The organism is Micromonospora sp. NPDC047074 (assembly GCF_040643815.1).
Lineage (GTDB): Bacteria > Actinomycetota > Actinomycetes > Mycobacteriales > Micromonosporaceae > Micromonospora.
This window is the reverse complement of record NZ_JBEYVB010000007.1, coordinates 51,476-77,146: the sequence shown is the minus strand read 5'-3', so window position 1 is coordinate 77,146 and position 25,671 is coordinate 51,476. Positions and strand designations below refer to the sequence as shown.

Here is a 25,671-nt window from a genome sequence, read left to right as displayed (position 1 = left end):
GGTCGTCACGGCTGCCGTACGGCCGCGGCCCGGCCCTGGTCACGGAAGCGGCGGCGGTGCGCGGCCGGGGTGACGCCGGCGACCCGCAGGAAGGCACGGCGCATCGTCTCGGCCGAGCCGAAGCCGCAGGCCCGGGCGATGGAGGTGACGCCCGCGTCACCCGTCTCCAGCAGCGCCCGGGCCGCGTGCACCCGGATCCGTTCGACGTACCGGGCCGGTGAGGTGCCGACCTCCCTGCGGAACAGGCGGCTCAGGTGCCGTTCACTGACCGCGGCACGGGCGGCCATGACGGCGAGACGATGGTCGCCCGAGGGCTCCGCCGCCACCGCTTCGAGCACCCGGCGCAGGAGCGGGTCGCGCGGCGCGGGTCCGGCCTCGGGTCCGTCGAACTGCGCCTGGCCACCTGGCCGCCCGAGGAACGCCACCAGGTACTCGGCGACGGTCCACGTCCGGTCGAGGCCGAGGTCCTGCGCCACGAGAGCGAGCGCGAGGTCGATGCCCGCGGTCACGCCGGCCGAGGTGACGACCGGACCGTCCCGGACGCAGATCGCGTCGGGCCGCACCTCGACGCGGGGGAAGCGCACGGCCAGCTCGGCGCACGCCGCCCAGTCGGTGGTGGCCCGTCGCCCCTCCAGCAGGCCGGCTTCGGCGAGCACCAGCGTTCCCGTACACACCGAGGCGATCCGCCGCGCCGTCAGGCCGATCCGCCGCACCTGCGCGACCACGGCGGCGGGCGGGCGGTGATCGGCCAACGCGCCGTAGCCCGCCACCAGCAGCGTGTCGACGGGGGTACGGACGGCCGGCAGCGCCAGATCCACCGCCATCCGCACGCCGACATCGGTGTGCACGGGTCTGCCGTCCGGCGACCCGAGCCTCGTCCGGTAACCGCCGGCGTGGTTCAGGATCTGGACCGGTCCCGCCACGTCCAGCAGGACCGCGCCGTCGTACACGGCGACGACGATGTCGCGCCCGCTTTCCGCCACCACACCCTGTAGGTCCGCTGAGCGACCCCGCTGGTTCCCGGAGACGGGCACCTTCACACACGCGGACAACAGCACGCTCGGCAATCCACCCGATACGGACAGTCACCCCTCGGATCCGGACCTGGCCCGTCCACCCCGGAACCACGACCGGGACCCGACCGACCACCGGGACACAGGGCCGCTCGACCGAGCTGGTCCCGAACCAACAGGAGGTGACCCGATGTTCGGTGCGGACGTCAACCGACGCGCGGTGCTGCGGGCAGCCATGGCCGGCGGAGCGGGCATGGGCCTCGCCATCGGCCTGGGCGCTCCCGCCGGGGCGCGACGACCCACCACCGCGGACGAGTCGACCCCGGGGCCGCGCATCGCGATCCTGCTCTTCGACGGGATCACGGCGACCGACGCGATCGGCCCGTACGAGGTGCTCAGTCGGATCCCGGGCGCATCGGTGGTGACCGTCGGCAAGCGGATCGGCCCGGTGCACACGGACACCGGCATGCTCACGCTCGGGGTGGACCGCACGCTGGGCCAGGTGCCCCGCGCGGACGTACTGCTGGTGCCCGGGGGCCAGGTACGCGACGTCCGGACGGATCCCGACGTGATCCGGTGGATCCAGCGGCTCCACCGGCACACGACGTGGACGGTCTCGGTCTGCACCGGATCCCTGGTCCTGGGCACGGCCGGCCTGCTGCGCGGGTTGCCGGCGACCACCTACTGGAGCATGCGGGACCAGCTCGCCCAGTTCGGCGCGACCTATGTCCCGGGCCGCTTCGTCGAGGCGGGCCGGATCATCACCGCGGCCGGCGTGTCGGCGGGGATCGACATGGCGCTGCATCTCACCGCGAAGCTCGCCGACGACCAGATCGCGCAGGCGCTCCAACTGCTCGTGGAGTACGACCCCGACCCGCCGTTCGACACCGGCACCCCCGAGAAGGCCGGCCCGGAGCTGGTGCGCCTGGCCCTGCGGCTGTTGGGCGAGCCCGGCCTCCGCTGACACCCCGCCGGGTCCGCGCGTGCGGCGGCCCTGGCCGTCGCCCGCCCCCGGTCGGTCAGGCGAGCAGCGGCCAGGCTGCGGACCCGACGACCACGCCGATGGCCATCCCGACGAGCACCTGCGCCAGGGTGTGCGCGCGCAGCTCCAACCGCGACCAGCCGAGCGCGACCACCACGGCGACGCCGGCGAGCGCCCACGGCCCCCACAGTGCGATCAGGAACAGGGCGGTCGTCGCGGCGACGGCCGAGTGGATGGACACCTGCCACCACACCGTCACCACCATGGATGGCACCAACGTGGCCGCCGCCAGCAGGAACAGTACGGCCACGGGCCGGGCCCCCGCCGCCGCGAGCAGACCGGCGCCGGCCAGGACGCACGCCAGGGAGATCGCCAGGGGCAGGTGCCGTTGCCGGCGGACCTGGGTGATGTGGCGGTCGGTCAGGCCGCCACGGCGTACGGCCGTCAGGATCCACGCCATCGGCAGCACGCCGCCGAACAACAGTGCCGTGGCGGCGGCCAGCAGCCCGCGCGACAGCGCCGTCGCGGTGTCCGCGGCGACCGCGACACCGGCGGCAGCCAGCAGGATGGGCGGCGAGAGCAGCTCGGACAGCGCCCGGGCGGCGGGGTGGGCCGTCGGGGCGGCCGGGCTCGCGGTCGGGGGTGCGGCGGGAGCGGTGGTCACGGCGCGGTCACCGCCTCCGCGCCCCGGGCCCGAGGACGCGCCGCCCCCTGCCGGCGGTACGCCCTGGCGACCCGCTCCAGCCACCGGATCTCGTCGGCGAGGGTGGTCGCGCCGGCCAGTTCGAGGACGGCGGGTGTGGCGGGCCTGCGGCCGGCGCGTACGGCGTCGAGAGCGTCACGTATGCATTCTGCGGCCACGGCGGCGCGGGCATCGTCCCCGGCCAGTCCCGCCCTGGTCGCCGCGGCCTCGGCGGCGGCCTGGACTGCCGGGTCGTAGTAGGCGGCGAGCCGCAGCATCCCGTCGGGGATCTCGATGGCGCGGCGTTCCACGAGCTTCGCCAGCCGGCTCGGCCGCAGGCCGGGCCGCGCCGGCGGCACCGGGCCGAACAGGATCTCGGGTTCGGCGTGGTAGAGGGGAAGCCACAGGTGGTAGAGGTCGCGGTACGTGCGGCGCAGGCCGATCCCGGCCCGGGCCGCCCGCAGGGAGGGCAGCCAGGACGGCAACGTGAGACCGATGACCATGAGCACGGCGCCGGGCGTGGCCAGCAGCGGCGACACCAGGTCCTCCCGGTCGAGCCACGCGATCGGCCCGGGCATCGTGACACCGAAGGCGGACCACGCGACGTACGCGGCCTTGTAGACGGAGTAGGCGAAGCCGAGGCTCGCGCCGATCTCGGTGAAGCGCATGCCGCTGCGCAGCGGGCCGGCCGGCAGGAACTTCGCCGTACGGTGGGACAGCAGGGCGATCTCGAAAATGGCGCTGCCGAAGGTCAGCAGGTAGACGAGGAGGTAGACGCGCACGATCGGCTCGTCACCGTAGTGGATGGTCCAGTCGACCCGGTCCTCGTCGACGGGCGCCGCCACGAACAGGACCGCCATGGTGACGCCGGCGGCGATGTAGGCGACGACCCTGCGCCGGGCTCTCGGGCCCGCCTGTTCGGCGGGGTAGGCCACGTACAGGCGCATGATCGTGATGGCCACGCTGAACGCGATCATGCCGAGGTGGGTGGTGACGCGCAGCAGGTTCGGGATCCCGATGAGGTGGTTGACGGGGGTGTAGACGACCGGCGCCGTCGCCGCGATCGAGACGCCGAGGACGAACAGGCCGAAGACGAGCGCGCGCAGGCTGGGATTGCGCGGGTTCGAGCGCAGGCCGAGCGCCTTGTACGCGGCTGCGACCAGCGACGCCGCCGATGCCGTGACCATCACGACGCTGACGAGCATGACGTTGCCTCCGGGTCCTAGTGCTGCTCCAGCGCCCTGCTCAGCCGTTCCGCGATCTCCTGCTGCTCCCGCGTGAGCCCGGCCTCCTGGCCCTGCTCCGCCGCCGACTGGCGCTCCCGCACCCGTTCCAGCAGCAACTCGGCGAACAACTCGGCCCGTCGCTCCACCCGGTTGCCGTAGCCCCGCCGGCCCAGCAGGGCCTTGATGAGCTCGGGCGGGATGTCCGGGAACAGGGCCTGCGCGTACTCCCGGTCGATGACCGAACTCTCCCCGGCAGCCGCCTCGCCGTGGCCCGGTTCGAGGTCGAACAGCATGTGCGCGATCTCGTGGGCCAGGACGTGGTCGCGATGGTACGGGTCGGTCCGCGCGGGAACGACGAGTGTGTCGACGTCGCCGATGGCCAGGTACACGCCACAGGGCGCGTCAGGGTCGGCCTCGACGGTCCGCAGGACGATGGTCCGCCCGCGTGCCTCCCCGAGCCGGCGGAGGAACTCCTCCGTCTGCCAGGGAACGGGGATCAGGGCCTCGATCTCGGTGAGCCGTTCCTCGCACTCGGCTCGCAACCGGTCATCCATCGCGGGCTGGTCCGCCGGGCCTCTCGTCCGCGGCCATCACCTCCGCGACGCGGAGCACCGCGTCGACCTCGGGCTCCGACAGCTTGCCCGCAGCCTGGATGAGGCGGGTGAGGGCGCGACGGCCGTGGTCGGTGAACCGGGTGCCACGGGCGCCGATGCGGGTGACTCCCACGTGGGCCATGGTCAGCAGCAGTTCGACCTGGTCGGCGAGCGCCGGGTTGTCGGCGACGAGCGCGCGCAGTTGCGCCTCCACCTCGCTGTCGCCGGCCGGGCCGGAGAGGAAGTAGGTGGTCGGTACGCCGAAGGCGCGGGCGATCGCCTCCACCAGGTTGAGCCGGGGTTCCGGTCCTTTCCCGTTGCGGAGGTTGGACATATACGCCTCGGTGACCGTGGCCAGGCCCGAGGCGTTGATCAACTGGACCACCCGGGCGTTGGTGTAGTGCCTTCCGTCGGCGTCCCGCCGCTCGTCGTACAAGCGGTTGAGTCTCTCGCGAAAGTCCGGGCGGGGAGTGTGTGACCCGTCGGATGTCGGCATGCGGCCACCTTCCCTGATCAACCCGCGCCGATCTTAACACTCGTGAAGGTCGATCCGCCCTGACGTAACGGCTGTTGACAATCTGCCTCTCCGCGAACGTAATATCACTTGCCGTTGCAAGTTCCACGGGGGCTTGCAACGGCCCCACGACTGCGACGACACGGCGACATCCGCACCTCAGCCGGTCGTCACCGCACGGATCCTGTCCAGGATGCGGCCGGCGTCCTGCCCCAACTCCACGACGATGTCCAGCGCCTCCCGCCACACCCCGCGCGCCGCCGACCGCTCGCCCTCGGCGAGATGGGTGTCGCCGAGGTGCGTGAGCGTGGCCGACTCGTAGTAGCGTTCGCCCACCTCGCGCCAGAGCGACAGGGCCTGCCGGTAGCACTCGGTGGCCTCGGGATACCGGCCCAGGTGGTGGTGCGCGCACCCCAGGCTGTCCCAGGTGTGGGCCTGCCAGTAGCGGTCGCCGGCCTCCTGGTGCAGCGCCAGCGCCCGCTGGCAGTGGTGCGGCGCCAGCTCGTGGTCACCGAGCTGGAGGTGGTACCAGCCCGCGTTGTTCAGGGCGTTCGCCTGCCCGGATGGGTGCCCGGCCGCCCGGAACAGCCGCAGCGACTGTTCGGCGTAGCGCAGGGCGAGCCGGGGCTGGCCCCGGTGCTCGGCGACCGTACCCAGGTTGAGCAGGGTGCGGGCCTGCCCGACCTGGTCGCCGAGCCCGCGGTAGAGCCGCACCGCGTGCCACAGGTGGTCGCTGGCCTCACCGTGCCGGCCCCGGCGCAGGTGCGCGATGGAGATGTTGCGGTGCGCCCGGGCCTGCCCGTCCCGGTCCCGGACCCGGCGGGCCGCCTCCAGCGCTAGCTGTTGGACGATCGCCTGGTCATGCCAGTGGCCACGCCGGTCCAGGTACGTGGTCATGGCCCAGCCGAGCTGCCACGCGTGGACGTCGTGGCCGTCGCTGCCGGCCCGCCGCAGGAGATTGAGCAGCACCGGATGCTCCTGGCTGAACCAGGCCAGGGCCGCCTCGCGGTCGCCGACGACCGCCACGGTCACGCCCGGGACCGCCGCCGGCAGCCGGATCGGATCCCGGTGTGGGTGCAGCCGCAGGTCGGCAAGGTGGGCGCCGCCCAGGTAGTGGTCGAACATCCGGTGGGTCACGGCCAGCCGCTCGGCGCCGTCATCCTCGATGTCCGTCCGCTCCACGGCGTACGCGCGGAGCAGGTCGTGCATGGCGTACCGGCCGGGCGTGTGTTCGGTGACCATGTGCGCGTGCGCGAGTTCGGCCAGCAGCGGGCGCACCCGCGAGGGTGGCACACCGGCGAGGCTGGCCGCCGCAACCGCGCCCAGGTCCGGGCCGGGATGCATGCTGAGCAGCCGGAACAGGCGCGCGGCCGGACCGCTCAGGGCGCGGTACGACCAGGAGAAGACCGACCGGACGTCGGTTTCGGCGTCCACGCCCGTGAACCCCTCCAGGCTCCCGTGGGCCAGTTCCAACTCCTCGGCGATGGCCCGCAGGGGAAAGTGGGGGTGACCGACCATCCGGGACGCCACGATCGCCAGCGCCAGGGGCAGCCCCGCCGACCGGGCGGCGATCGTCGTGACGGCCGCCGGCTCGGCGGTGAGCCGCGCCGCGCCGAGGCGGCGGACCAGCATCCGGTGCGCGTCGCCGAGCGGCAGCGGACCGAGGGAGACCGGATGCGCTCCTTCGGTCGCCACCAGACCGGACAATCTGCTGCGGCTGGTGATGAGGGTGAGGCAGCCGGGCCCGCCCGGCAGCAGCGGGCGGACGTGCTCGCTGTCGCGGGCGTTGTCCAGCACCAGCAGGACCCGGCGCTCGGCCAGCAGCGTGCGCAGCATCGCCGACTGGGCGGCCAGGCCCTCGGGCAGCTGCTGTGCCGGCACGCCGAACGCGGCCAGGAAGCCGCGGACCGCCTCGCCGGGGTCGAGCGGCGGACCGGTCGGATGGAAGCCGCGCAGGTCGACGTGGAGCTGGCCGTCCGGAAACCGGTCGACCACGAGGCGGGCGAAGTGGACCGCCAGGGCCGTCTTTCCCACCCCCGCGGTGCCGGAGACGACGGCCACCATGGCCGTGCCGGCCCGTGCCGCCGCATCCAGCAGCCCGCACAGCTCGTCGAGCTCGGCGGTGCGTCCGGTGAAGGCGGGCGGCGACGCGGGTAGCTGCGCGGGAACCGGCCTGGTCGGGGTCGGCGTGACCGGCCGGGCGGACTCCGGCCCGGGGATGGCCGTGGGCATCGTGACCGGTGCCAGTCGCGGGTCGGCTTCGAGGATCGCGCGGTGCAGCTCGGCCAGTTCCTGCCCCGGCTCGATTCCCAGCTCGCCCACCAGCAGCCGCCGTACCCGCTGATACGCCTGGAGCGCCTCGGTGCGGCGGCCGGCCCGGTAGAGGGCGAGCATGAGCTGCCCGTGGGCCCGCTCGCGCAGTGGCTCCGCCGCGACCAGGTCGGCGATCTCGTCCACGAGTTCGGCTCCCCCGCCCAACGTGAGTTCGTGTGCCAGGCGTTCCTCCTGCACGCTGCGGCGTTGGTCGTCGAGCTGCGCCGCCGCCGCCTCGATCAGCCGGCCGGTCACCCCGGTGAAGGCGGGCCCGCGCCACAGCGCCAGGGCCTCCCGCAGGTGGACGACCGCGTCCGCCAGCTCTCCGGCGGCGGCGAGCCGGCGGCCCTGCTGTGCCCGATCGGCGAAGACCCGCAGGTCGAGGTCGTCGTACGGGACGCGCAGCAGGTACCCGCCGGACTCGGTGACGATCTCGCCCGCCGTCACCAGCCGCCTCCGCAGCATCGACACACAGTTGCGGACCACCTTGACCGAGCTGGTCGGCGGATGCTCGTCCCAGATCGCCTCGACCAGCCGGGACACCGGCACCACCCGGTTCGCGTCGAGCAGCAGGGCGGCCAGGATGCGCTGCTCGCGTGACGCGGCCAGGGGAATCTCGCCACGGTCGAGCTGCACCCGGAACGGACCCAGTACCTGGAACCTCACGTACCTCCCGCCCCCGTCCGCGCGCCGACGGTGCGTTCCGTGCGGACCCACGCCACCGACGGCCCCGGCCGCCGGCCGAACAAGTCGGCCCACTGTGGATTGTCCCACCGTCGTGGGTGCCGGGCCAGGTGCCAGTTGGGGACGAGCCGGGGACGAACCGGGGACGGTCGGGCGCAGAGTGCTCCCGAAAACTCTGATTGACGGGAGGTAAGTCATGACACACCGCAAGGTCTGGCTCAGCCTGTTCGTGCTGGTCCTGGCGACGGTGTCCGTCGGCTTCGGGGCACGCGGCCAGGCCAACCCCGGCTGGCCGGGCGGGACGCCACGGTTCACGGCCACGCAGCTCTCCAACGCGATCCTGTTCAACGACGGGCCGGCCGCCTACCGGCTGGTCTACCTGGAGCGCCCGCCGACGCGGTGGACGGTAACGCTACGGCTGGCCCAGAACGTGCTCAACGCGGAGCTGACCCGTCGGGGCGGCTGGTCCGAGGCGTACATCTCGCAGCGGGTGCAGAGCGGCAACCCCGTCCTGGTCCGGGACGGCCTGGTCACCCTCGTCGGGCTGGCCCGCGAGGTCTTCAACCGGGAGTTCGGCAAGGAGACCGTGGACGCCGCCGTGCTCCTGGTCGACGACGCCCTGATGGCGAACGCGTACGAGATCGTCCGCGCCGACTCCTACATCGACATGGACGACGTCAACCGGACCCCACTGGAGGTCGGCACCATCCGGGCGGTCTTCGCCGGCGGGTTCGCCGGCTGGTCGTGGGACATGGCCGGCAACCCGGCACCACAGGCCAGCCTGGTGCAGGATCAGCTCATCCAGGTCATCAGCCGCGACCTGCGCGTCGGGTAGTCCGCAGTGGACGACATCGGGCTGGGCCGGCGAATCGCCGTGATCGTGTTGGTCGCCGGGTTGCTCGTGGCGTACCTCGTCCGGGCGGTGGTGCCGGTGGCCGCGATGCCGGCCCCACCCGGCCGGTCGGTCGCCCGCGTACTGATGCCGGAAGGCTGGGCGTTCTTCACCCGCGACCCCCGCCAGCCCAGCCCGGTGGCCTACACGACGGACCGGGACGGCCGGTGGCGGCCCGCTCCGGACCGCAGCCGGGGCCCCGCCGGCCTGGACAAGCGGGACCGGGCCCGCAGCGCGGAGATCTCGCTGCTCACCCGCCGGCTGGACGGGCCCGCGTGGACCACGTGTGACCGCGAGGCCGCCGCCTGCCTGGCCACCGCCCGGGACACCCGGGTGGCCAACACCGCCACCGTCCGCACGCTCTGCGGCAACGTCGGAATCGTCCTTCAGGAGGTACTCCCGTGGGCCTGGAAAGACCTGCCGACCGTGCTCCCGTCCCGCGTGGCCCGGCTCACGGTGACCTGCTAGACCGGTGGCTGGCCCGGGTCGGCCGGCGCTGCCGACCCGGGCTGGCGGTCGCGCCCTGGTCCAGTGGGCTCGGGCTGGCCCGGACCCTGCTGGCCGCCGGCACCGGCGCCACCCTGCTGGTCAATCCACCGGCGATCCTGCTGGCCGTGGACGGCACCAGGAACTGCGCGGGACCGGCGGCCGCCGGCATCTGGTGCGCCCTGCCCGCCGCAGGCGGGCAGGTCGCCCGGTGGATCGGGATCGCCGTGCTGGTCGTGGTCGCCAGCGGCTGGCGGCCCCGGTGGACCGCGCTGCCGCACTGGTACGTCTCCTGGAGCGTCATCGCCAACCTCGCCGCACTGGACGGCGGCGACCACATCACGGCCGCCCTCACCCTGCTGCTGCTCCCGCTGGGGCTCACCGACCCCCGGCGATGGCACTGGCAACCGTCCCCGTCCGGCACCAGCATCGGCACCGGCCGGGTGCTCGCGCACGCCGCTCTGATCCTCATCTGGCTCCAGGTCGCCGTCGTGTACCTGCACGCCTGCATCGCGAAACTGGGCGTGACCGAGTGGGCCGACGGCACCGCGATGTTCTACTGGCTGCGCACGCCCGGGTACGAGCCGCCCAGCCTGCTACGGCCGCTGACCGAGGCGGCCACCAGTTCCGCGACAGGGGTGACGCTGTTCACCTGGTCGGTGCTGGTGCTGGAGTTCGCCCTGGCCCTGGCCCGGCTGCTGCCTCCCGGGCTGCGCCGCGTGCTCCTCGTCGCCGGCCTGGCCTTCCACATCGGCATCGCGGTCGTCCTGGAGCTGGTCACGTTCGGCTTCGCGATGAGCGGGGCCCTGCTGCTCTACCTGTTGCCCGTGGGACACCAGGTCAGGCTGCCGGTGGTCCCGGTAGCGCGGGCACGCGGCACCGGACAACGCACCTCGGACCGGACAGTCCTGGAGCTGACGTCGAAACCGGTGTCCTCGGCCGCTTCCCGTGGCGGCCCCGGGCCGGTCAGCCCTTGCTGAACGCCTTCGGGCTCACACCGAGGATCCGCTTGAAGTGGCGGATCAGGTGCGGCTGATCGTAGAAGCCGCTGCCTGCCGCGATCGACCACAGCGGATCGCCGGCCAGGATCAGCCGGCGGGCCAGGTCGACCCGGCGGGAGATCAGATACTGGTGCGGAGGCATGCCGAACTCACGGGTGAACGACCGCACCAGATAGGCCGGGTGGAAGTGCAGCAGGCGGGACGCCTCGTCGAGCGAGATGCCCGGCACGACGTTCTCCTCCAGCAGGTCGCGCAGCCGGCGCGCCGGGGTCCGGTCGAGCCGCTCGGGCAGGCCCGGGAAGCCGAGCCGAACGCGCAGCCGCTCGGTGATCTCAGCGAAGTGGCCCTCGGCCGCGAGATCCTCGCCGGGCTGCCCGATCACCTCGTGCAGGGCGGCTATCCGGCGGCGGAGCGAGGGGTCGGTGAACACGGAGTTGTCCACCGAGGCGCCGATCAGGTCGGTGGGCAGCCGATCGGACGCCAGGTAGAACACCCGCTTGCGTAAGCCGTGCGGGTGGGCGGCGGTGCCGTTGTGCGGCACGTACGGCGGGAGCAGCGTGACCAGGTCGCCGAACGCGGCGCGCTCGTGCTTGTCGAGGTCGTAACGCACCGCGCCGTCGTCGACGATCAGCAGGGTCCAACTGTCGTGCGCGTGCATCGGATATGCGTGACCGGTGAGGTGGGCGTGCAGCACCTCCACCACCCCGTCCAGGCACGGGCGCCAGGCGGAGACAGCCACGCCCGCCGCGCCAGCGCTGGTCACCGACACGTCAAAATCGTACAAGACCGCCGGTCCGGCACGGCTGATCATCGGATCATGCGACCCGACACCACACCCGTACGCTTCGACACCAAGATCGCCGTTCTCCTGCGCGACGACCTGCTCACCTGGCAACGCCTCAACATCACGGCCTTTCTGGTCAGCGGCATCGGCACGGCGGTGCCCGAGGTGATCGGCCAGCCGTACGAGGACGCGAGCGATGTGCGATACCTGTCGATGTTCCGCCAGCCCGTGCTGGTGTTCGAGGGCGGCAAGGAGCTGCTCCAGGCGGCACACGCGCGGGCGATCGGCCGCAACCTGCCGGTGTCGGTCTTCACCTCCGACCTCTTCGCCACGAACAACGACCGGGACAACCGGGCCGCCGTGCGCGCCGTCACCACCGAGCAACTGGACCTGGTCGGAATGGCCACCTACGGCCCGCGCAACGCGGTGGACAAGGTGCTCAAGGGCGCGAGCATGCACCACTGACCCGCCGGGCGGGGGATTTGGGTGAGATGTCGACCGCGCCCCCGACAGGTACGCGTCCACGGGGACAGCGACCGGCCGGTCCGTCGACCTCTCGGGAACTGGATGCGGACGTTCTCGGGCTCCTGGTGCGCGTGGCGAGGGGCGGGTCGCGGTGTCCAATATTCAGTCCCGGGATCACTCCGGGGACCTACCAGTGCCCGCCCCCCGTAGCCGCGCTGTCCCGCATGGGGTTGCTCTGACCGGCCAACTGCGGTGAACCGTAGCGGGCGGGTACGACATCGCACGCCTGTCCCTCATCGCCGTCGACATGGTCACGGTAACCAGGTGAGCCGAGGGCAGGGTTTCCGTGGTGGGGCGGGCGGGGCTCGAACCCGCGACCGAGGGATTATGAGTCCCCTGCTCTAACCGGCTGAGCTACCGCCCCCAGCACCGCGCGCCGGATCTTATCCCGCCCGGCAGATCACCGGCCAGCACAAAACGGCGCAGTCGCTCACCGGCGGCGGCGTCGACGCAGCAGCACGATGGGCAACGCGAGGATAACAGTGAGCAGCCACCCCAGGGCGACCACGCCCCACAGCCAGCCCTCCCCCTCGGCTGTCTCGGTGATGAACATGCCGAGGGTGAGCAGCGCGGTCGGCACACCGACGGCCAGCGCGACCAGACCGCTGACGACCATCAGTGGGATCTCCCACCAGGAACGCGCCGTCCGCCGTTCCTGGGAGTCCGTCGCGGAGCTCGGCTGGGGAATGCGCTCCGGGTCGCGGGCCGGCATGACGACCTGCCGGTCGGCGGGCACCTGGGAATCGATCACCCGGATCGCGCCGGGATGCAGATGGAACATGGTGGGTTCGATCCGCATCGAGATGGCGTCGTCGCCGATGAGCTGCCGGGCGCCGTCGGGCCAGGCGAGCATGAGGGCGCACTCGGCGTACCGGACGGTGAGCGGGCCGCCGGGGCCGAGCCAGCTCACCCCGTCCACGCCGACGCGCAGCTCGCCGTCGCCCTCCTTCTCCCGGTACGCCGTGCCGGTCACCGTGTCCGGCGAGCGGGTGGGTGCCTCGACGAAGCCGGCCCAGTCGGCCCGGTGTCCCTGGGGCACCATCAGCAGCGCGCCGGCCAGCGCCTCGCGGGCGACCTCGTGCAGGTCGTCGGTGCTGACCGCCTTCAGCTCGGCCCGGTGCTCGTCGACGGTGAGGTTGCGCTCCCCGGTGAGCACGTTGAAGGCGTACGACGGCAGCCGCGCCGCGTCCACCTCGGCCGTACCGAGAAAATCCTCCCGCTTCGCCACGACGGCGTCGAGGTCGGCCTGCTCGATCCGGCCGATCCGCAGCTTGGCGAGCGTGTCGACGAATCCGCCGAGCACGGCGTCCTGCTTCTCCGGCAGCGCGTCGGCCAACGCCCGCAGCGACGCGTTGCCGTCGCCGCGCGGCTCGTAGCCCGCGACCGTCTGGTAGGAGAGCCCGCCGTCCTGACGCAGCGCGCGGTACAGCTCGCGCTCCAGCACGTCGGCGAAGACGCTGGCGGCGGTCCGGCGCCGCACGACGGCGTCCAGCACCACCGCCCGCGAGCCGCCGACGAAGTACGCGGGGGTCTGCGGCAGCGCCGACGAGGGGGCCGGCACGGGCTGTCGTACGCCTGCGGGCAGCGCCAGCCGCAGCCCGGCGGGCACGGCCTTCCCGGCGATCCAGAGCACGGCGTTCTCCCGGGTGAACCAGCGGGCCGCCCACTGCCGCAGGTCGTCGGCGGTGAGCGCGGCCAGCCCCCACTCCGGGTAGCTCATGATGCCGAAGTCGCGCGCACCGTGCCGCCACAGCGGGATGTCGTCAGCGGCGGTGCTGCCCCGGCTGCCGTACTCGGTCCGCAGGATCTCCTTCTCGACCTCCATCCGGCCCGTCGGCAGCTCGGTCAGGTTGGCGCAGACGGCGGTCAGGAAGGCGGCGACGTCCTGCTCGGAGCCCTGCATGTGGAACGTGGTGAACACCGGCGCGGTGGCGCCGTTGACGTGGTAGTCGGTCAGCCCGAGCGGGGCCAGCGCGAGGTGTTCCAGCAGGTGGGTGATGCCGCTGCGGGCGAGCGTCTCGTCGGCGGTGCCGACCCGGAAGGTCAGCCCGGCGCGCATCGGCCCGCCGGTGGGGGCGAGCAGCGTGGGCACCCCGTCCACGTCCAGTTCCTGGATCATGCCCGACCGCCCTTCGCGTAGGCCTTGTCGCGGAAGCGCTGGAACTGCGCCACCTCGTCGCCGTCGATGTAACCGAACATCGCCTCGTCGCCGAGCGGCCCCATGGCGGCGAACTGCTGCGCCGCCGGGCCCCATTCCTCCATCAGGCAGAACGCCATGGCGAAGACGCTGCGCGCCTTGAGCCAGGCCCAGTCGTGGCGGAACTCCGGATGCCAGATCGACCGCTGCGCCGCCTCGTGGATCTCGCGACGCACCTGCGGGTCGCGGAGCCAGGCACGCGCCCCGGCGACGCTGTCGTGGTCCAGGGCCTGTTCGAGGTGCGCCTCGACCACGAGTATGGCGTTCGGGGCGCCGGGTGGGGCGGCGTCGGCGCACTCCCGGGCGAAGGCGTGCGCCCGGTCCCAGGTGCCGCTCCACTTCGGGCAGAACTGTTGCAGCAGGGAGGTCTGCGCGGGCAGGTGGTGCGGGTGCTGCCTGGCGAGTTGGTCGTAGCGTCGGCGCGCCTCCGCCTGACCGAGTTCGAGCCCCCGGGCGTTCGTGATCCGCTGGGTCCAGGCCGCCGCGTCGTCGGGATGGCGGGCGGTGACGTCGATGAGCACCTGTTCGGCCCGCCGGAGGTGCTCGTGGAACCGGGCGAACTGCTCCCGGCTGACGTGCCGCGCCCGGTAGGACGAGCGGATGCGCCAGCCCGCCCGGATCAGGTGTGCCCCCAGCAGGGTGCCGGCGAGGGCGTCCTCCGGGTGCTCGTCGGTCACCTGCCGCAGGAACGGCTCGATGGAGTCGGCCTCGGCGGCCACCCCGACGAGGAAGGTCCGGCCGTGCGGATCCAGCTGTGCGAAGTGCCCGCGCAGGGCCGGCCAGTCACGCCTCGACAGCGCCTCACGTACGGGCTTGACCTCGGCGAACGCCGCTGCGGAGTCGAAGTTGGGCGGGGCGGGGGCTGTGGGCATGGCGAGGATCATAGGTGATCTTCATCGGCCCGGAACCTCCTTTGTTCAGCCGGTACGCAAGCCCGGCAGGACGGCACCCGTGGCGCGCCGGCGGCGGCCCGTACCCCGTGGGAGGAGGGGCGGCCCCGGTGCTTCCCGGCCGCGAGCAGGCCATCCGCGGCTGTCGCACCTCGCGCAGCCGCCCCTGGCCGGCGGCGCGGCGGACGCCGCCTCGGGAGTGGACCTCGCGGACGGATGGATCCGGCCGGGCGGGGACCGGCCGTAGGGCCAGGTGGATTCGGCCCGCACGGCCGGCCCGGACGGAACGGACGGCCCCGACCACCAGACCTCCGGCCCGCGGCCGTACGGCAGCGCGGGCACCGACGGCGGGCGCGGGCACGGGGGCGGGCACGGCACCGGCGGGCCGAGCAGAGCTGGCGGAGCCGGCCGGCCGGACACAGCCGGCGGAAACGCCGAACGCCCGCCAGCGGGGCTGGCGGGCGTTCGGTGCGGAAGCTCCCCCGTTTGGACTCGAACCAAAAACCTGCCGGTTAACAGCCGGCTGCTCTGCCAATTGAGCTACGGGGGACCGTTGTGTCGTCCGGCGCCGATCTTTCCGCGCTGTGCGACGGGGACAAGAGTACAGGATTCCGGGGGGTGTTGGTCCAGGGGGTTACCCCACAACCTACGTCCGGACTACACGACAATAAACCAGACAAATCGTCGTCACGGCGCAAGGAGGCATGGGCGGAGAGCAGGATGGGTAGTTAGCTGCGGACAGAGAAGGCAGGCGCGATTTGGTCGCCCCTCGCGGGGTAACCCGTCAGACGACGGCGCGTCAGGTACGGAAGGAGCCGCCATGCGCGGAAAGTTGATGTTTCTTGGCGGGCTGGCTGCGGGATTCGTCCTGGGCGCCCGTGCCGGTCGGGAGAAGTACGAGGAGCTGGTGATCCGGGGCCGCAAGGTGCTCGACCACCCGACCGTCCAGGAGGCGGCCGGGGTCGCGCAGGCCCAGGCGACCCGCCTCTACAGCGAGGGCAAGGACAAGCTCGGCCAGTCGAAGCTGGGTGAGAAGCTCAGCAGCAACGGCCACAAGCAGGAGCTGACCGCCGCCGACGACGCGTACGCCGGCACGCCGGCCACGGTCGGCGCGAAGAGCACCGGCGGATCGTCGGGCACCGGCGCCACCCCTGGGTCGACGTCGGCCACCACCACGCCCCGCAGCAAGCCGTCCAGCTCGGGCACCAACGGCAGCACCCTCTGATCACATCCGCGAGCGGGCCGGTCACCTTCGGGTGACCGGCCCGCTGGCGTACGGGCGACCGGCCCGCCGGCGTACGGGCGACCGGCCCGGCGTACGGGCGACCGGCCCGGCGTTCGGGAAGGAATCCGGTGCGGCACGTGACGCGACAGGTCCGGGGCCACCCGGAGGTCCGGGGTCACACGGATGCGCCGGGGTAACACGGATACGCCGGGATCGCGAACGAGCCGGGGTCACACGGATGCGCCGGGGTCGCGAACGAGCCGGGGTCACGCGGAGGGCCGGGGCACCGGCGAGGCAAAGCGCGCCCCGGCCCGCAACGTCAGTCGCGGTTGCTGCTGAAGGCGGCGTCGAAGGCCGCGGCGGGGGCGTCGAAGGCGAGCCGGCGGACGAACTGCAACGCCTCGGGCGCGCCGACGAGGCGGTCCATCCCGGCGTCCTCCCACTCGATCGAGATCGGCCCGGCGTAGCCGATCGCGTTCAACGCCCGGAAGCAGTCCTCCCAGGGCACGTCACCGTGGCCGGTGGAGACGAAGTCCCAGCCGCGCCGCAGGTCCGCCCACGGCAGGTGCGAGGCGAGCCGGCCCCGCCGCCCGTCCCCCGTACGCACCTTCGCGTCCTTGCAGTCGACGTGGTAGATGCGGTCGGCGAAGTCGAAGATGAAGTTCACCGGGTCCAGTTCCTGCCAGACGAAGTGCGAGGGATCCCAGTTCAGCCCGAACGCGGGCCGGTGCCCGATCGCCTCCAGCGCCCGCTTCGTCGTCCAGTAGTCGTACGCGATCTCGCTCGGGTGCACCTCGTGGGCGAACCGCACCCCAACCTCGTCGAAGACGTCGAGGATCGGGTTCCACCGGTCGGCGAAGTCCTGGTAGCCCCGCTCGATCATCGACGGCGGCACCGGCGGGAACATCGCCAGGGTGTGCCAGATCGACGAGCCGGTGAAGCCGACGACCGTGTCCACCCCCAGCTTCGCCGCCGCCCGGGCGGTGTCCTTGATCTCCTCGGCGGCCCGACGGCGTACCCCCTCGGGCTCGCCGTCGCCCCAGATCCGCGCGGGCACGATGTCCTGGTGCCGCTCGTCGATCGGGTGGTCGCAGACGGCCTGGCCGACCAGGTGGTTGGAGATCGCGAAGACCTTCAGGTTGTGCTTCGCCAGGGTCTCCCGCTTCCGGTCGATGTACGAGTCGTCCGCGAGGGCCTTGTCGACCTCGAAGTGATCGCCCCAGCAGGCGATCTCCAGCCCGTCGTAGCCCCACTCGGCAGCGAGCCGGCAGACCTCGTCGAACGGCAGGTCGGCCCACTGGCCGGTGAAGAGCGTGATGGGTCGCGCCATGGTGCCTCTCCCCTGTGGTGATGGGGGATTCCGTGGGTGCGTGACCGGGGCGAGGGTGACCGGCCGGGCCGGTACGCGACGGCCACGGCGGAGCACCGGCGGGTGCACGTACGCACCTCGGCCCGCCGGGTTGCGCCTCCCACCGGGTCACCGGCAACCGCCACGGTCGCCACCCCCACTCTAGAACCGCCACCCCCCACAAGAAACCCCACCCCGCCGCCCTCACCCCTCCCTGCCCCGCCCCGGCCCGCCCCGCCCCGCCCCGGCCCGGCGATCTTGCACTTCCGGCCCCCGGTTAGCGGCTTATGTCCCGATTGCCGGGGCATCAACTGCAAGATCGCGGGGCGGGAGCGGGAGCGGGAGCGGGAGCGGGAGCGGGGCGAGGGCGGGGCGGGGGGCCGGGGGGGGCGGGAGGGCGGGGGCGGGAGGGTGGGGTGGGTTAGGGGAGGGTCCACTTCTGGTTGGGGGCGGCGGTGCAGGTCCAGAGGTGGACGGGGGTGCCGTCGGCGGAGTTGTTACCGGAGACGTCGAGGCACTTGCCCGACTGCGTGTTGCGTACCGTGCCGTCGGCCTGGGCGGACCAGTTCTGCGCGCCCGTACCGTTGCAGGTCCACAACTGGATCTTCGTGCCGTCGGCCGAGGCGCCGCCCGAGACGTCCAGACACTTGCCCAGCGCCCGGATCGTCGAGTTCGGCGTGACCGTCCACGTCTGCGCGGTGGAGCCGTTGCAGCCGTAGATCTGGATCTGCGTACCGTCGGCGGTGCCGCTGTTGCGTACGTCCAGGCACTTGCCGCCCAGGCCCCGGACCGGGCCCGAGCCGGTGCCGCCGGTCCCCCTCACCAGGGTGAAGTCGTCCACGTCGAAGAGCCCCGTGCCCGAGCCGGCGAAGGTCAGGTAGAGGTCCCGGGTGCCGGTGGGCACGCCGGACAGGGCGGTCGTGACGTCGGCGAAGGTGGTCCAGCCGCCCGTGTTCGGCACCGCCACCGAGCCGAGCACGGTGCCGGTCGTGGAGCCGGTACGCACCTGGAGGGTGCCGCCCGGCCCGCCGGAGACGACCCGTGCCCGCAGCGACGTCGCCCCGGTCAGGTCGAGCCCGGCGTACGCGGCCCAGTCGCCCGGGTCGATGTGGCCGAGCGTCTGGCCGCCGTTGGCCCCGGCCTTGGCGAACGGGGCGACTCCGCCGGCGGAGCTGAAGGCCTCCGCCTGGACGGTGGTGTTGCCGCCCGGCGGGTTGACGCCGAGTTCCTTGATCCGGATGTTGCGGAACGACGCGTCGTCGCCGGTGCCGTGGTTCTGCAGCCCGATGTGGCCGGCGAGCGAGCGGACCGGGTCGGTGTTGGTGAAGTCGTTGATCTTCACGCCGTTCAGGAAGACCTGGAGGCGTTCTCCCTCGACGAGCAGCTCGTACGTGTTCCACTCCCCCGGCGGGTTCAGCGCCGCGTCCCGGGCGGCGATGTCGGCGGACTTGAAGGTGTAGACCGCGCCGGTGGTCCGGTCGGCGGCGTCGGTCGCGTCGATCTGCACCTCGTAGCCGTTGTTGACGGCCGACCAGGGGTCGCTCGACGGCGGGAAGCCGATGAAGACGCCGGAGTTGTCGTCACCGGCGAGCCGCCAGTCCAGCTTCAGCGAGTAGTTGGTGAACTGCTTCGCGCTGTACCAGTAGAGTCCCATGCCGCCGACCGAGGTGAGGGTGGCGTCGGCGTTGCCGAAGCTGCCCGGCCCCGCCTGGGACCAGCCGGTGGTGGAGCCGTTGTAGAGCGCCGTGTAGCCGGTCTCGGGGCGGCAGTCGGCCTTGGCCCGGCCGGCCGCGTACCGGATGCCGCCGAGCAGGTGGGACCGGAAGGTTGGCTCGGCGTACGACGCCTGGGTGTGCCCGCCGCCGGTGTAGAAGGCCCGGCCGCCGCTGTAGGTCTTGCACCACGAGTGCGGGTGGTCGGCGCCCATCGAGCCGCCCGTGTAGGACGACTCGTCGAGGGTGGCCAGCACGCGGGCCGTGGACCGGGCGTTGGTCTGGTAGTTGTACCACTCGTCGGTGCGGTTCCAGGTCTGCGGCAGGTGTGCGGTGGCCGGGTGCGCCCGGTTCTCCGCCTTCACGTTGGCCGGCTGGATGGCCGGGTGCGAGGCGAAGTACGCCCCGACCAGGTTGCCGTAGAAGGACCAGCCGTACTCGGTGTCGGCTGCCGCGTGCACGCCCACGAAGCCGCCGCCGGAGCCGATGTACGACTCGAAGGCGCTCTGCTGGGTCGCGTCGAGCACGTCGCCTGTGGTGTTGAGGAAGACCACCGCCTCGTACCGGGACAGGTTGGCGGTGGTGAACTGGGCGGCGTCCTCGGTGGCGGTGACGGTGAAGCTGTTCGCCGCGCCGAGGTCGCGGATGGCCTGGGTGCCGACCGCGATCGAGTCGTGCCGGAAGCCGGCGGTCTTGGAGAAGACGAGCACGTCGTACGGGGCGTCGGCGGCGCTGGCCGGGGTGGCCGGGGTGGTGCAGGCGAGGACGGCGAGGACGGCGGTGGCCGCGCCGAGGGCAGGTCGGAGGAGTCTGTGCATGTCGCTCTCCCAACAGGTGTGAGGAAGGGCCCCTTCCAGTGCACCAGGCGTTAGTAGGGGGCCCTTCCTTTCAGGTCAGGGCAGGGTCCACTTCTGGTTGGCGCCGGTGTGGCAGGTCCACAGGTGCACGGGCTGGCCGTCGGTCGGGGTGTTGCCCGAGACGTCCAGGCACTTGCCGGTCTGCGGATTCTTCAGCGTGCCGTCCGGCTGGGCCGACCAGTTCTGCGCCCCGGTGCCGTTGCACGTCCACAACTGGATCTTCGTGCCGTCGGCGGTGGCGGCGCCGGAGATGTCCAGGCACTTGCCCAGCGCCTTCACCGTCGAGTTCGGCGTCACCGTCCAGGCCTGCGCGGCGGAGCCGTTGCAGCCGTAGATCTGGATCTGGGTGCCGTCGGCCGTGGCCGCGTTGCGCACGTCCAGGCACTTGCCGCCGAGCCCGACGACCGGGCCCGTGCGGACCCCTGCGGCGCCGGTGGTGAAGGCGAACGTGTCCACGTCGTAGAGCGCGCCCGTGCCAGTGCCGGCGAAGGTCAGGTAGAGCGTGGTGGTCCCGGCCGGCGCCCCGGAGAGGTTGCCGCTGACCGTGGTGAAGGTGTCCCAGCCGCCGGTGACCGGGACGGTCGCGGAGCCGAGCACGGCGCCGGTGGCCGAGCCGGCGCGCACCTGGATGGTGCCGCCGGAGCCGGCCGAGGAGACCCGGGCGCTGAACGAGGTCGCGTCGTTGAGCTTGTACGGCTCGAACGCGATCCAGTCGCCGTTGTTGATGTCGCCGACGGTCTTGCCGCCCTCGGCGGTGCCCTTGTCGAAGGTGTTGACGCCGGAGGAGGTCTTGAAGTGCTCCGCCTGGCGCTTGCGCGGCTGGAGGGTGTGTTGCTTGTGCGTGGTCAGCCCGCCGGCGTCGGTGTACTCGGCGTCGAAGACGGCGAAGATGTTCGCCGCGTCGTCGTGCTCGCCGTCGAGCGGGATGGTGATCGAGCCCGAGCAGCCGTTCTTCGAGGTGATCTGGTGGCCGTGGTTGTCGTGGCCCAGCACGTAGGTCATCTTGACCTTGGTGCAGTCGATTGTCGCGTCCTCCGGGTCGGTCACCGTGATGCTGAACGGCACGGTGTCGCCGAAGCTGACGAGCTGCCCGTTGGCCGGGCTGTTGATGACGACCGTGGGCGCGGTGTTGCCGACCCCGATCTGCACGTTCGCCGTGCCGGTCGCGCCCTGCGGGTCGCGGACGGTCAGCGTGACCTGGTAGGTGCCGTTGGCGGTGTAGGTCTTGCTGGGGTTGGCACTCGTCGACGTGGTGCCGTCGCCGAAGTTCCAGGCGTACGTCAGCGCCCCGCCCTCCGGGTCCGTCGACCCGGCCGAGGAGAAGTTCACGGTCAGCGGGGCCGGGCCCGAGGTCTTGTCGGCCGCGGCGACGGCGGTCGGTGCCCGGTTGCCGCCGGCGATGTAGTCGAAGCGGTAGAGGGCCGAGTTGGCGTCGCCGTTGAAGTAGCCGGTGCCGTAGTCCAGGACGTAGAGCGCGCCCTCCGGCCCGAACGCCATGTCCATGACCTGCTTGCCGACCCACGGGAACGTGTCGATGACGCCGGGGCTGCCGTCGGCGTTGGGGTGGATCGGCTTGATCCAGCCCCGGCCCAGCTCACCGGCGAAGAACTGCCCGTCGAAGGCCTGCGGGAACTTGGTGGTGGAGTTCAGCGCGGCGTCGTACCGGTAGACCGGGCCGGCCATCGGCGACTCGGAGCCGCCGCCGAACTCCGGCGGGGTGCCGGCGTCGCCGGCGTACCGGATCCAGGCCGGCTTCGCCCCCGGCAGGGTGGGCAGGCCGGTGTTGCGGAACGAGTTGTTGGCCGGCCCGCCGGTGCAGTTGTACTTGGCCCCGGCCGTCCCGGCGGCGAAGTCCCACTCGGCGTACGTCTCGGTGGCGGTGTTGGTGCCGGTGCAGTACGGCCAGCCGTAGTTGCCGGGCCCGGTGATCCGGTTGAACTCGACCTGCCCGCTCGGGCCCCGGGTGCCGGTGGTGCCGGCGTCCGGGCCGTAGTCGCCGACGTGCACGACGCCGGTGGCCCGGTCGACGCTCATCCGGAACGGGTTGCGGAAGCCCATCGCGTAGATCTCGGGGCGGGTCCGCGCGTCCGAGTCGACGAACATGTTGCCCGCCGGGATCGAGTACGTGCCGTTGGCGTTCACCTTGATCCGCAGGATCTTGCCGCGCAGGTCGTTGGTGTTGGCGGCGCTGCGCTGCGCGTCGTACGCGGGGTTGCGGTTGGTGCGCTCGTCGATCGGCGCGTACCCGGCGGAGTCGAACGGGTTGGTGTCGTCGCCGGTGGAGAGGTAGAGGTTGCCGGCGGCGTCGAAGTCGATGTCGCCGCCGACGTGGCAGCACATGCCCCGGTCGGCGGGCACGTCGAGGATGTTGACCTGGCTGCCGGTGTTGATGGTGAAGTCGGCGTTGAGGGTGAACCGGGAGAGCCGGTTGACGCCCTGCCAGGCGGAGAAGTCGGTGCCGGTCGCCGGCGCGTCACCGGCGGGGGTGGACAGCGGCGGCGCGTAGTAGAGGTAGATGTGCCGGTTGGTGGCGAAGTTCGGGTCGGCCGCGATGCCCTGCAACCCCTCCTCGTCGTGCGTGTAGACCGGCAGCGTGCCGATCACGGTGGTGGTGCCGGCGGAGTCCGTACGCCGGACGGTGCCGTTGCGGGCGGTGTGCAGGACCGACCGGTCCGGCAGCACCGTGATCGTCATGGGCTCGCCGACCTCGGCGACCCCCTTGGCGAGGGTGACCTGCTGGAAGTCGGTGCCGACGATGGGGTGGGCCTGGGCCGGGGCGGGGCCGCCGAGCGGGGCCGGCGCGGCGCCGAGGGCGACCGTGCCGGCGGTGGCCACCAGCAGCAGGGCCGAGCCGGCGGAGAGCCGTCGCCGGGCCCGGCGGGTGGGTGGTTCCTTGGTGGACATCGTTGTGCCGTCCCTTCCTGACGAGTGACTGCCAGGGCGGGCGCGCGCCGTCGCGCCGGATGCCGTAGCGGGGGATGCGCTCGGCCCGCCGGGTGCCGTGCCCGGCCGGCCGCGACCTGCGAGGGATGGGGCGCACCGCTCGCAGGTCACCAGTCGATGGGTTCCCGCGCCGCCGGTTCACCTCGACGAAACATGTTCGTGATGGCCCGACATTAAATGGCGTACATCGATGTGTCCATACCTTCCGCCGAATCGACGTCAACTTTCGTCGATCTCACCGAAAGTTCCGCGGGCACGGTTCAGAGTGGACGGTCGACGGCCCGGACGGCGAGGTCGGTCAGCGCGGCGCGCGCCTCGGCGGTCACGGGAGCGGACTCCAGGGCCGCCAGCGCGCCCTCGGCGCGTACCCGGATCATCTGCTCGATCCGCTCGCGGGCACCGGTGCTCTCGATGATCTTCCGCAGTTCGGCGGCACCGTCGCCGTCCAGCGCGGGGTTGCCGAACAGCTCCCGCAGCCGCGCGGTCTGCGCCCGGTCGGCGGCGCCCCGGGCCAGCGCCATCATCACCGTCGGCTTGCCCTCCCGCAGGTCGTCCAGGACCGACTTGCCGGTGACCGACGGGTCGCCGAAGACACCCAGCACGTCGTCGCGGAGCTGGAACGCGTCGCCGAGCGGATCGCCGAACTCGGCCAGCGCGGCGGCCAGCTCCGCCCCGGACCCGGCCAGCGCGGCGCCGATCTGCAACGGCCGGGTGACCGTGTAGCGGGCCGCCTTCATCCGGATCACGGTGAGCGCGCTCGCCACCGAGCCGTCGCCCACCCCGGAGACCAGGTCCAGGTACTCCCCCGCGATCACCTCGGTACGCATCAGCGCGTAGACCGCGTACCCCCGGCGCACCCGCTCCATGCTCAGCCCGCACTCGTGGAACATCTGGTCGGACCAGGCGGCGCAGAGGTCGCCGCAGAGCAGCGCGGTGTTCCGCCCGTACGCCTCGGGGTCGCCGCGCCAGGACGAGCGGGCGTGCAGGTCCGCGAAGAGCCGGTGCGCCGACGGCTCGCCCCGGCGGCGGTCGCTGCCGTCCAGGATGTCGTCGTGGATCAGCGCGAACGCGTGGAACAGCTCCAGCGCGGCGGCGGCCACCACGATGCCGGTGTCGTCGGATCCGCCGCCGCCCCGCCACCCCCAGTAGCAGAAGAGCGGGCGCAGCCGCTTCCCGCCGGCCAGCACGAACCGGTGCAGCGCGGTGAAGACGCCCCGGGGCGCGCCGTCCGGCCAGTCCCGGCCCTGCTGGTCGAGGAACGCGGCGAGCGCGGCGTCGAACCGGGCCCGCAACCCGCTGGCGTCGGTCGGGGCGACGGTGGCGGTCACGCCTCCTCCCCCGGCCGCCCGGCCGGCGCCGGGGAGGTTGGCGCGGCCAGCCCCGCCAGCTCCAGCAACAGGGCCTTGACCTCGGTCGCGGCGACCCGGTCCCGGGCGGCGGACGGATCGGAGCAGAGCAGCACCGGCCCGTCGGCCGGATCGGCGGGCAGCCGCCCGTGCGACCCGCGTACCGCCCGGGCGCCGGCGTCGAGCCCCACCACGCTCATCAGGTAGCGCAACCCGAGCTTCTTGCGGGCCAGCGCCCCGGCGGCCCGCCGCTTCGCGGCCCCCGGCGCGGCCGGGTCGAAGAAGAGTTCGGCGGGGTCGTAGCCCGGCTTGCGGTGGATGTCCACCAGCCGCGCGAAGTCCGGCGCGCGGGCGTCGTCGAGCCAGTAGTAGTAGGTGAACCAGGCGTCCGGCTCGGCGACGAGGACCAGCTCACCGGCGCGCGGATGGTCCAGCCCGTGCGCGGCCCGGCCGGCGGCGTCGAGCACCTCGGCCACCCCGGGCAGCGCGGCGCAGAGCTTCGCCACCGCCGGCACGTCGGCCGGGTCGCGGACGTAGACGTGCGCGACCTGGTGGTCGGCCACCGCGAAGGCCCGGGAGGTCCACGGGTCGAGGTACTCCATGCCGGCCTGGGTGTGCACCCGCAGCAGCCCCGTGGCACGCAGCAGCCGGTTGACGTCGATCGGGCGGGACACGTCGGTGATGCCGTACTCGGAGAGCACCACCACTGTCGCGTCCCGGGCCCGCGCGGCGTCCAGCAGCGGCCCGAGCACTTCGTCCAGCTCGGCCGCCGCCGCGCCGGCCCGGGGCGACGAGGGGCCGAAGCGTTGCAGGTCGTAGTCGAGGTGCGGGACGTACACCAGGGTCAGGTCCGGCGCGTGGTCGGCGAGGATCTGTTCGGCGGCCCGGCAGATCCACGCCGACGACGCGAGCCCGGCACCCGGCCCCCAGTAACTGAACAGCGGGAAGACCCCGAGCCGGTCGGTGAGAGCGTCGTGCAGCTCCGGCGGGTCGGTGTAGCAGTCCGGCTCCTTGCGCCCGTCGGCGTGGTAGACGGGGCGCGGGGTGACCGTCCAGTCGACGTCCGCGCCCATCGCGTACCACCAGCAGACGTTCGCGACCGTCCAGCCCGGCTCGACCCGGCGGGCCGCCTGCCAGAGCTTCTCCCCGCCCACCAGGGCGTGGTGCTGCCGCCAGAGCAGCACCTCGCCCAGGTCCCGGAAGTACCACCCGTTGCCGACGATCCCGTGCCCGGCTGGCGGCACCCCGGTGAGGAAGGTCGACTGCACCGGGCAGGTCAGCGCGGGCAGCACCGTGCCGAGTTCGGCGCGGAAGCCGGCGTCGGCGACCGCGCGCAGCCGGGGCATGTGCGTCAGCAGCCGCGGGGTCAGGCCCACCACGTCCAGCACCACCAGCCGCCGGCTCATGCCGTCACCTCGCGCCGCTCGGCGCCGCCATGAGCCACCCCAGCCCCGCAAC

The 25,671-nt window shown here is 72.7% G+C and carries 20 protein-coding genes and 2 tRNA genes; 6 read left to right on the top strand and 16 right to left on the bottom strand.

The features are described from left to right. Positions 1–5: 5 nt before the first annotated feature. A complete protein-coding gene (locus ABZ809_RS13095) occupies positions 6–983 on the bottom strand; it encodes a helix-turn-helix domain-containing protein (protein ID WP_357562673.1) in 978 nt (325 codons plus the stop codon). Positions 984–1,203: 220 nt separating this feature from the next. On the opposite strand from ABZ809_RS13095, the gene ABZ809_RS13090 reads away from it, so the two are divergent. Next, positions 1,204–1,977, top strand: coding sequence for a DJ-1/PfpI family protein (locus ABZ809_RS13090; protein WP_357562672.1), 774 nt, complete (start codon positions 1,204–1,206; stop codon positions 1,975–1,977). Positions 1,978–2,032: 55 nt separating this feature from the next. Here ABZ809_RS13090 and ABZ809_RS13085 read toward each other — a convergent pair whose 3' ends face one another. The 5 genes from ABZ809_RS13085 to ABZ809_RS13065 all read right to left on the bottom strand — a co-directional run bounded on the left by ABZ809_RS13085 (position 2,033) and on the right by ABZ809_RS13065 (position 7,989). Further along, a complete protein-coding gene (locus tag ABZ809_RS13085; protein ID WP_357562671.1) occupies positions 2,033–2,659 on the bottom strand; it encodes a hypothetical protein in 627 nt (208 codons plus the stop codon). Then, positions 2,656–3,882 (bottom strand): MAB_1171c family putative transporter, encoded by a 1,227-nt coding sequence (locus ABZ809_RS13080; protein WP_357562670.1) that lies wholly within the window; start codon positions 3,880–3,882, stop codon positions 2,656–2,658. Before ABZ809_RS13080 ends, ABZ809_RS13085 begins: the two co-directional genes overlap by 4 nt. A gap of 17 nt (positions 3,883–3,899) precedes the next feature. Next, positions 3,900–4,457: a hypothetical protein gene (locus ABZ809_RS13075; protein ID WP_357562669.1), complete on the bottom strand. Its 558-nt coding sequence runs from the start codon at positions 4,455–4,457 to the stop codon at positions 3,900–3,902. Further along, a complete protein-coding gene (locus ABZ809_RS13070) occupies positions 4,450–4,932 on the bottom strand; it encodes a hypothetical protein (protein ID WP_357562668.1) in 483 nt (160 codons plus the stop codon). The genes ABZ809_RS13075 and ABZ809_RS13070 overlap by 8 nt, the downstream gene beginning before the upstream one ends. Positions 4,933–5,169: 237 nt before the next feature. Beyond that, positions 5,170–7,989, bottom strand: coding sequence for a BTAD domain-containing putative transcriptional regulator (locus ABZ809_RS13065; RefSeq protein WP_357562667.1), 2,820 nt, complete (start codon positions 7,987–7,989; stop codon positions 5,170–5,172). Positions 7,990–8,203: 214 nt separating this feature from the next. Here ABZ809_RS13065 and ABZ809_RS13060 point away from each other — a divergent pair, with 214 nt between their 5' ends. Genes ABZ809_RS13060 through ABZ809_RS13050 form a run of 3 tightly spaced genes read left to right on the top strand, consistent with a single transcriptional unit; the run spans position 8,204 to position 10,365 of the window. Further along, positions 8,204–8,842 carry a hypothetical protein gene (locus ABZ809_RS13060; protein WP_357562666.1) on the top strand — a complete coding sequence of 213 codons (639 nt, stop codon included), beginning with the start codon at positions 8,204–8,206 and terminating at the stop codon, positions 8,840–8,842. Positions 8,843–8,848: 6 nt separating this feature from the next. Beyond that, positions 8,849–9,367, top strand: a complete 519-nt coding sequence (locus tag ABZ809_RS13055; protein ID WP_357562665.1) for an SdpA family antimicrobial peptide system protein — start codon at positions 8,849–8,851, stop codon at positions 9,365–9,367. Continuing rightward, on the top strand, positions 9,301–10,365 hold the full coding sequence (locus ABZ809_RS13050) for a sporulation-delaying protein SdpB family protein (protein WP_357562664.1): 1,065 nt from the start codon (positions 9,301–9,303) through the stop codon (positions 10,363–10,365). The genes ABZ809_RS13055 and ABZ809_RS13050 overlap by 67 nt, the downstream gene beginning before the upstream one ends. Here the strand turns inward: ABZ809_RS13050 and ABZ809_RS13045 are convergent. Continuing rightward, positions 10,352–11,197 (bottom strand): AraC family transcriptional regulator, encoded by an 846-nt coding sequence (locus ABZ809_RS13045; protein ID WP_357562663.1) that lies wholly within the window; start codon positions 11,195–11,197, stop codon positions 10,352–10,354. The two genes, ABZ809_RS13050 and ABZ809_RS13045, sit on opposite strands and share 14 nt — an antisense overlap. A 6-nt stretch (positions 11,198–11,203) precedes the next feature. On the opposite strand from ABZ809_RS13045, the gene ABZ809_RS13040 reads away from it, so the two are divergent. Further along, positions 11,204–11,635: a DUF2000 domain-containing protein gene (locus tag ABZ809_RS13040; RefSeq protein WP_357562662.1), complete on the top strand. Its 432-nt coding sequence runs from the start codon at positions 11,204–11,206 to the stop codon at positions 11,633–11,635. Positions 11,636–11,982: 347 nt separating this feature from the next. On the opposite strand, the gene ABZ809_RS13035 is transcribed toward ABZ809_RS13040, so the two are convergent. From ABZ809_RS13035 to ABZ809_RS13020, 4 genes are all read right to left on the bottom strand, one after another. Then, a tRNA-Ile gene (locus tag ABZ809_RS13035) sits at positions 11,983–12,059 on the bottom strand. 66 nt (positions 12,060–12,125) lie between these two features. Then, positions 12,126–13,814, bottom strand: a complete 1,689-nt coding sequence (locus ABZ809_RS13030; RefSeq protein WP_357562661.1) for an insulinase family protein — start codon at positions 13,812–13,814, stop codon at positions 12,126–12,128. Beyond that, a complete protein-coding gene (locus ABZ809_RS13025; protein ID WP_357562660.1) occupies positions 13,811–14,764 on the bottom strand; it encodes a hypothetical protein in 954 nt (317 codons plus the stop codon). Before ABZ809_RS13025 ends, ABZ809_RS13030 begins: the two co-directional genes overlap by 4 nt. 495 nt (positions 14,765–15,259) lie before the next feature. Beyond that, a tRNA-Asn gene (locus tag ABZ809_RS13020) sits at positions 15,260–15,332 on the bottom strand. Positions 15,333–15,602: 270 nt separating this feature from the next. Here ABZ809_RS13020 and ABZ809_RS13015 point away from each other — a divergent pair. After that, positions 15,603–16,007 carry a hypothetical protein gene (locus tag ABZ809_RS13015; protein ID WP_357562659.1) on the top strand — a complete coding sequence of 135 codons (405 nt, stop codon included), beginning with the start codon at positions 15,603–15,605 and terminating at the stop codon, positions 16,005–16,007. Positions 16,008–16,326: 319 nt separating this feature from the next. On the opposite strand, the gene ABZ809_RS13010 is transcribed toward ABZ809_RS13015, so the two are convergent. The 5 genes from ABZ809_RS13010 to ABZ809_RS12990 all read right to left on the bottom strand — a co-directional run bounded on the left by ABZ809_RS13010 (position 16,327) and on the right by ABZ809_RS12990 (position 25,619). Further along, a complete protein-coding gene (locus tag ABZ809_RS13010) occupies positions 16,327–17,337 on the bottom strand; it encodes a sugar phosphate isomerase/epimerase family protein (RefSeq protein WP_357562658.1) in 1,011 nt (336 codons plus the stop codon). A 439-nt stretch (positions 17,338–17,776) separates the two neighbouring features. Next, complete coding sequence (locus ABZ809_RS13005; protein WP_357562657.1) at positions 17,777–19,885, bottom strand: ThuA domain-containing protein; 2,109 nt, start codon at positions 19,883–19,885, stop codon at positions 17,777–17,779. Between the two features lie 75 nt (positions 19,886–19,960). Beyond that, complete coding sequence (locus ABZ809_RS13000) at positions 19,961–22,828, bottom strand: PQQ-dependent sugar dehydrogenase (RefSeq protein WP_357562656.1); 2,868 nt, start codon at positions 22,826–22,828, stop codon at positions 19,961–19,963. A 299-nt stretch (positions 22,829–23,127) separates the two neighbouring features. After that, on the bottom strand, positions 23,128–24,195 hold the full coding sequence (locus ABZ809_RS12995; RefSeq protein WP_357562655.1) for a polyprenyl synthetase family protein: 1,068 nt from the start codon (positions 24,193–24,195) through the stop codon (positions 23,128–23,130). Beyond that, positions 24,192–25,619 (bottom strand): nucleotide pyrophosphatase/phosphodiesterase family protein, encoded by a 1,428-nt coding sequence (locus ABZ809_RS12990; RefSeq protein ID WP_357562654.1) that lies wholly within the window; start codon positions 25,617–25,619, stop codon positions 24,192–24,194. The genes ABZ809_RS12995 and ABZ809_RS12990 overlap by 4 nt, the downstream gene beginning before the upstream one ends. Between the last annotated feature and the right edge of the window lie 52 nt (positions 25,620–25,671).

Excerpts from the sequence above, each read along its gene's own strand:
- ABZ809_RS13090 (WP_357562672.1), top strand. The coding sequence starts at position 1,204 with ATGTTCGGTGCGGACGTCAACCGACGCGCGGTGCTGCGGGCAGCCATG.
- ABZ809_RS13080 (WP_357562670.1), bottom strand. The coding sequence starts at position 3,882 with ATGCTCGTCAGCGTCGTGATGGTCACGGCATCGGCGGCGTCGCTGGTC.
- ABZ809_RS13075 (WP_357562669.1), bottom strand. The coding sequence starts at position 4,457 with ATGGATGACCGGTTGCGAGCCGAGTGCGAGGAACGGCTCACCGAGATC.
- ABZ809_RS13060 (WP_357562666.1), top strand. The coding sequence starts at position 8,204 with ATGACACACCGCAAGGTCTGGCTCAGCCTGTTCGTGCTGGTCCTGGCG.
- ABZ809_RS13045 (WP_357562663.1), bottom strand. The coding sequence starts at position 11,197 with ATGATCAGCCGTGCCGGACCGGCGGTCTTGTACGATTTTGACGTGTCG.
- ABZ809_RS13040 (WP_357562662.1), top strand. The coding sequence starts at position 11,204 with ATGCGACCCGACACCACACCCGTACGCTTCGACACCAAGATCGCCGTT.
- ABZ809_RS13030 (WP_357562661.1), bottom strand. The coding sequence starts at position 13,814 with ATGATCCAGGAACTGGACGTGGACGGGGTGCCCACGCTGCTCGCCCCC.
- ABZ809_RS13025 (WP_357562660.1), bottom strand. The coding sequence starts at position 14,764 with ATGCCCACAGCCCCCGCCCCGCCCAACTTCGACTCCGCAGCGGCGTTC.
- ABZ809_RS13015 (WP_357562659.1), top strand. The coding sequence starts at position 15,603 with ATGCGCGGAAAGTTGATGTTTCTTGGCGGGCTGGCTGCGGGATTCGTC.
- ABZ809_RS13010 (WP_357562658.1), bottom strand. The coding sequence starts at position 17,337 with ATGGCGCGACCCATCACGCTCTTCACCGGCCAGTGGGCCGACCTGCCG.
- ABZ809_RS13005 (WP_357562657.1), bottom strand. The coding sequence starts at position 19,885 with ATGCACAGACTCCTCCGACCTGCCCTCGGCGCGGCCACCGCCGTCCTC.
- ABZ809_RS13000 (WP_357562656.1), bottom strand. The coding sequence starts at position 22,828 with ATGTCCACCAAGGAACCACCCACCCGCCGGGCCCGGCGACGGCTCTCC.
- ABZ809_RS12990 (WP_357562654.1), bottom strand. The coding sequence starts at position 25,619 with ATGAGCCGGCGGCTGGTGGTGCTGGACGTGGTGGGCCTGACCCCGCGG.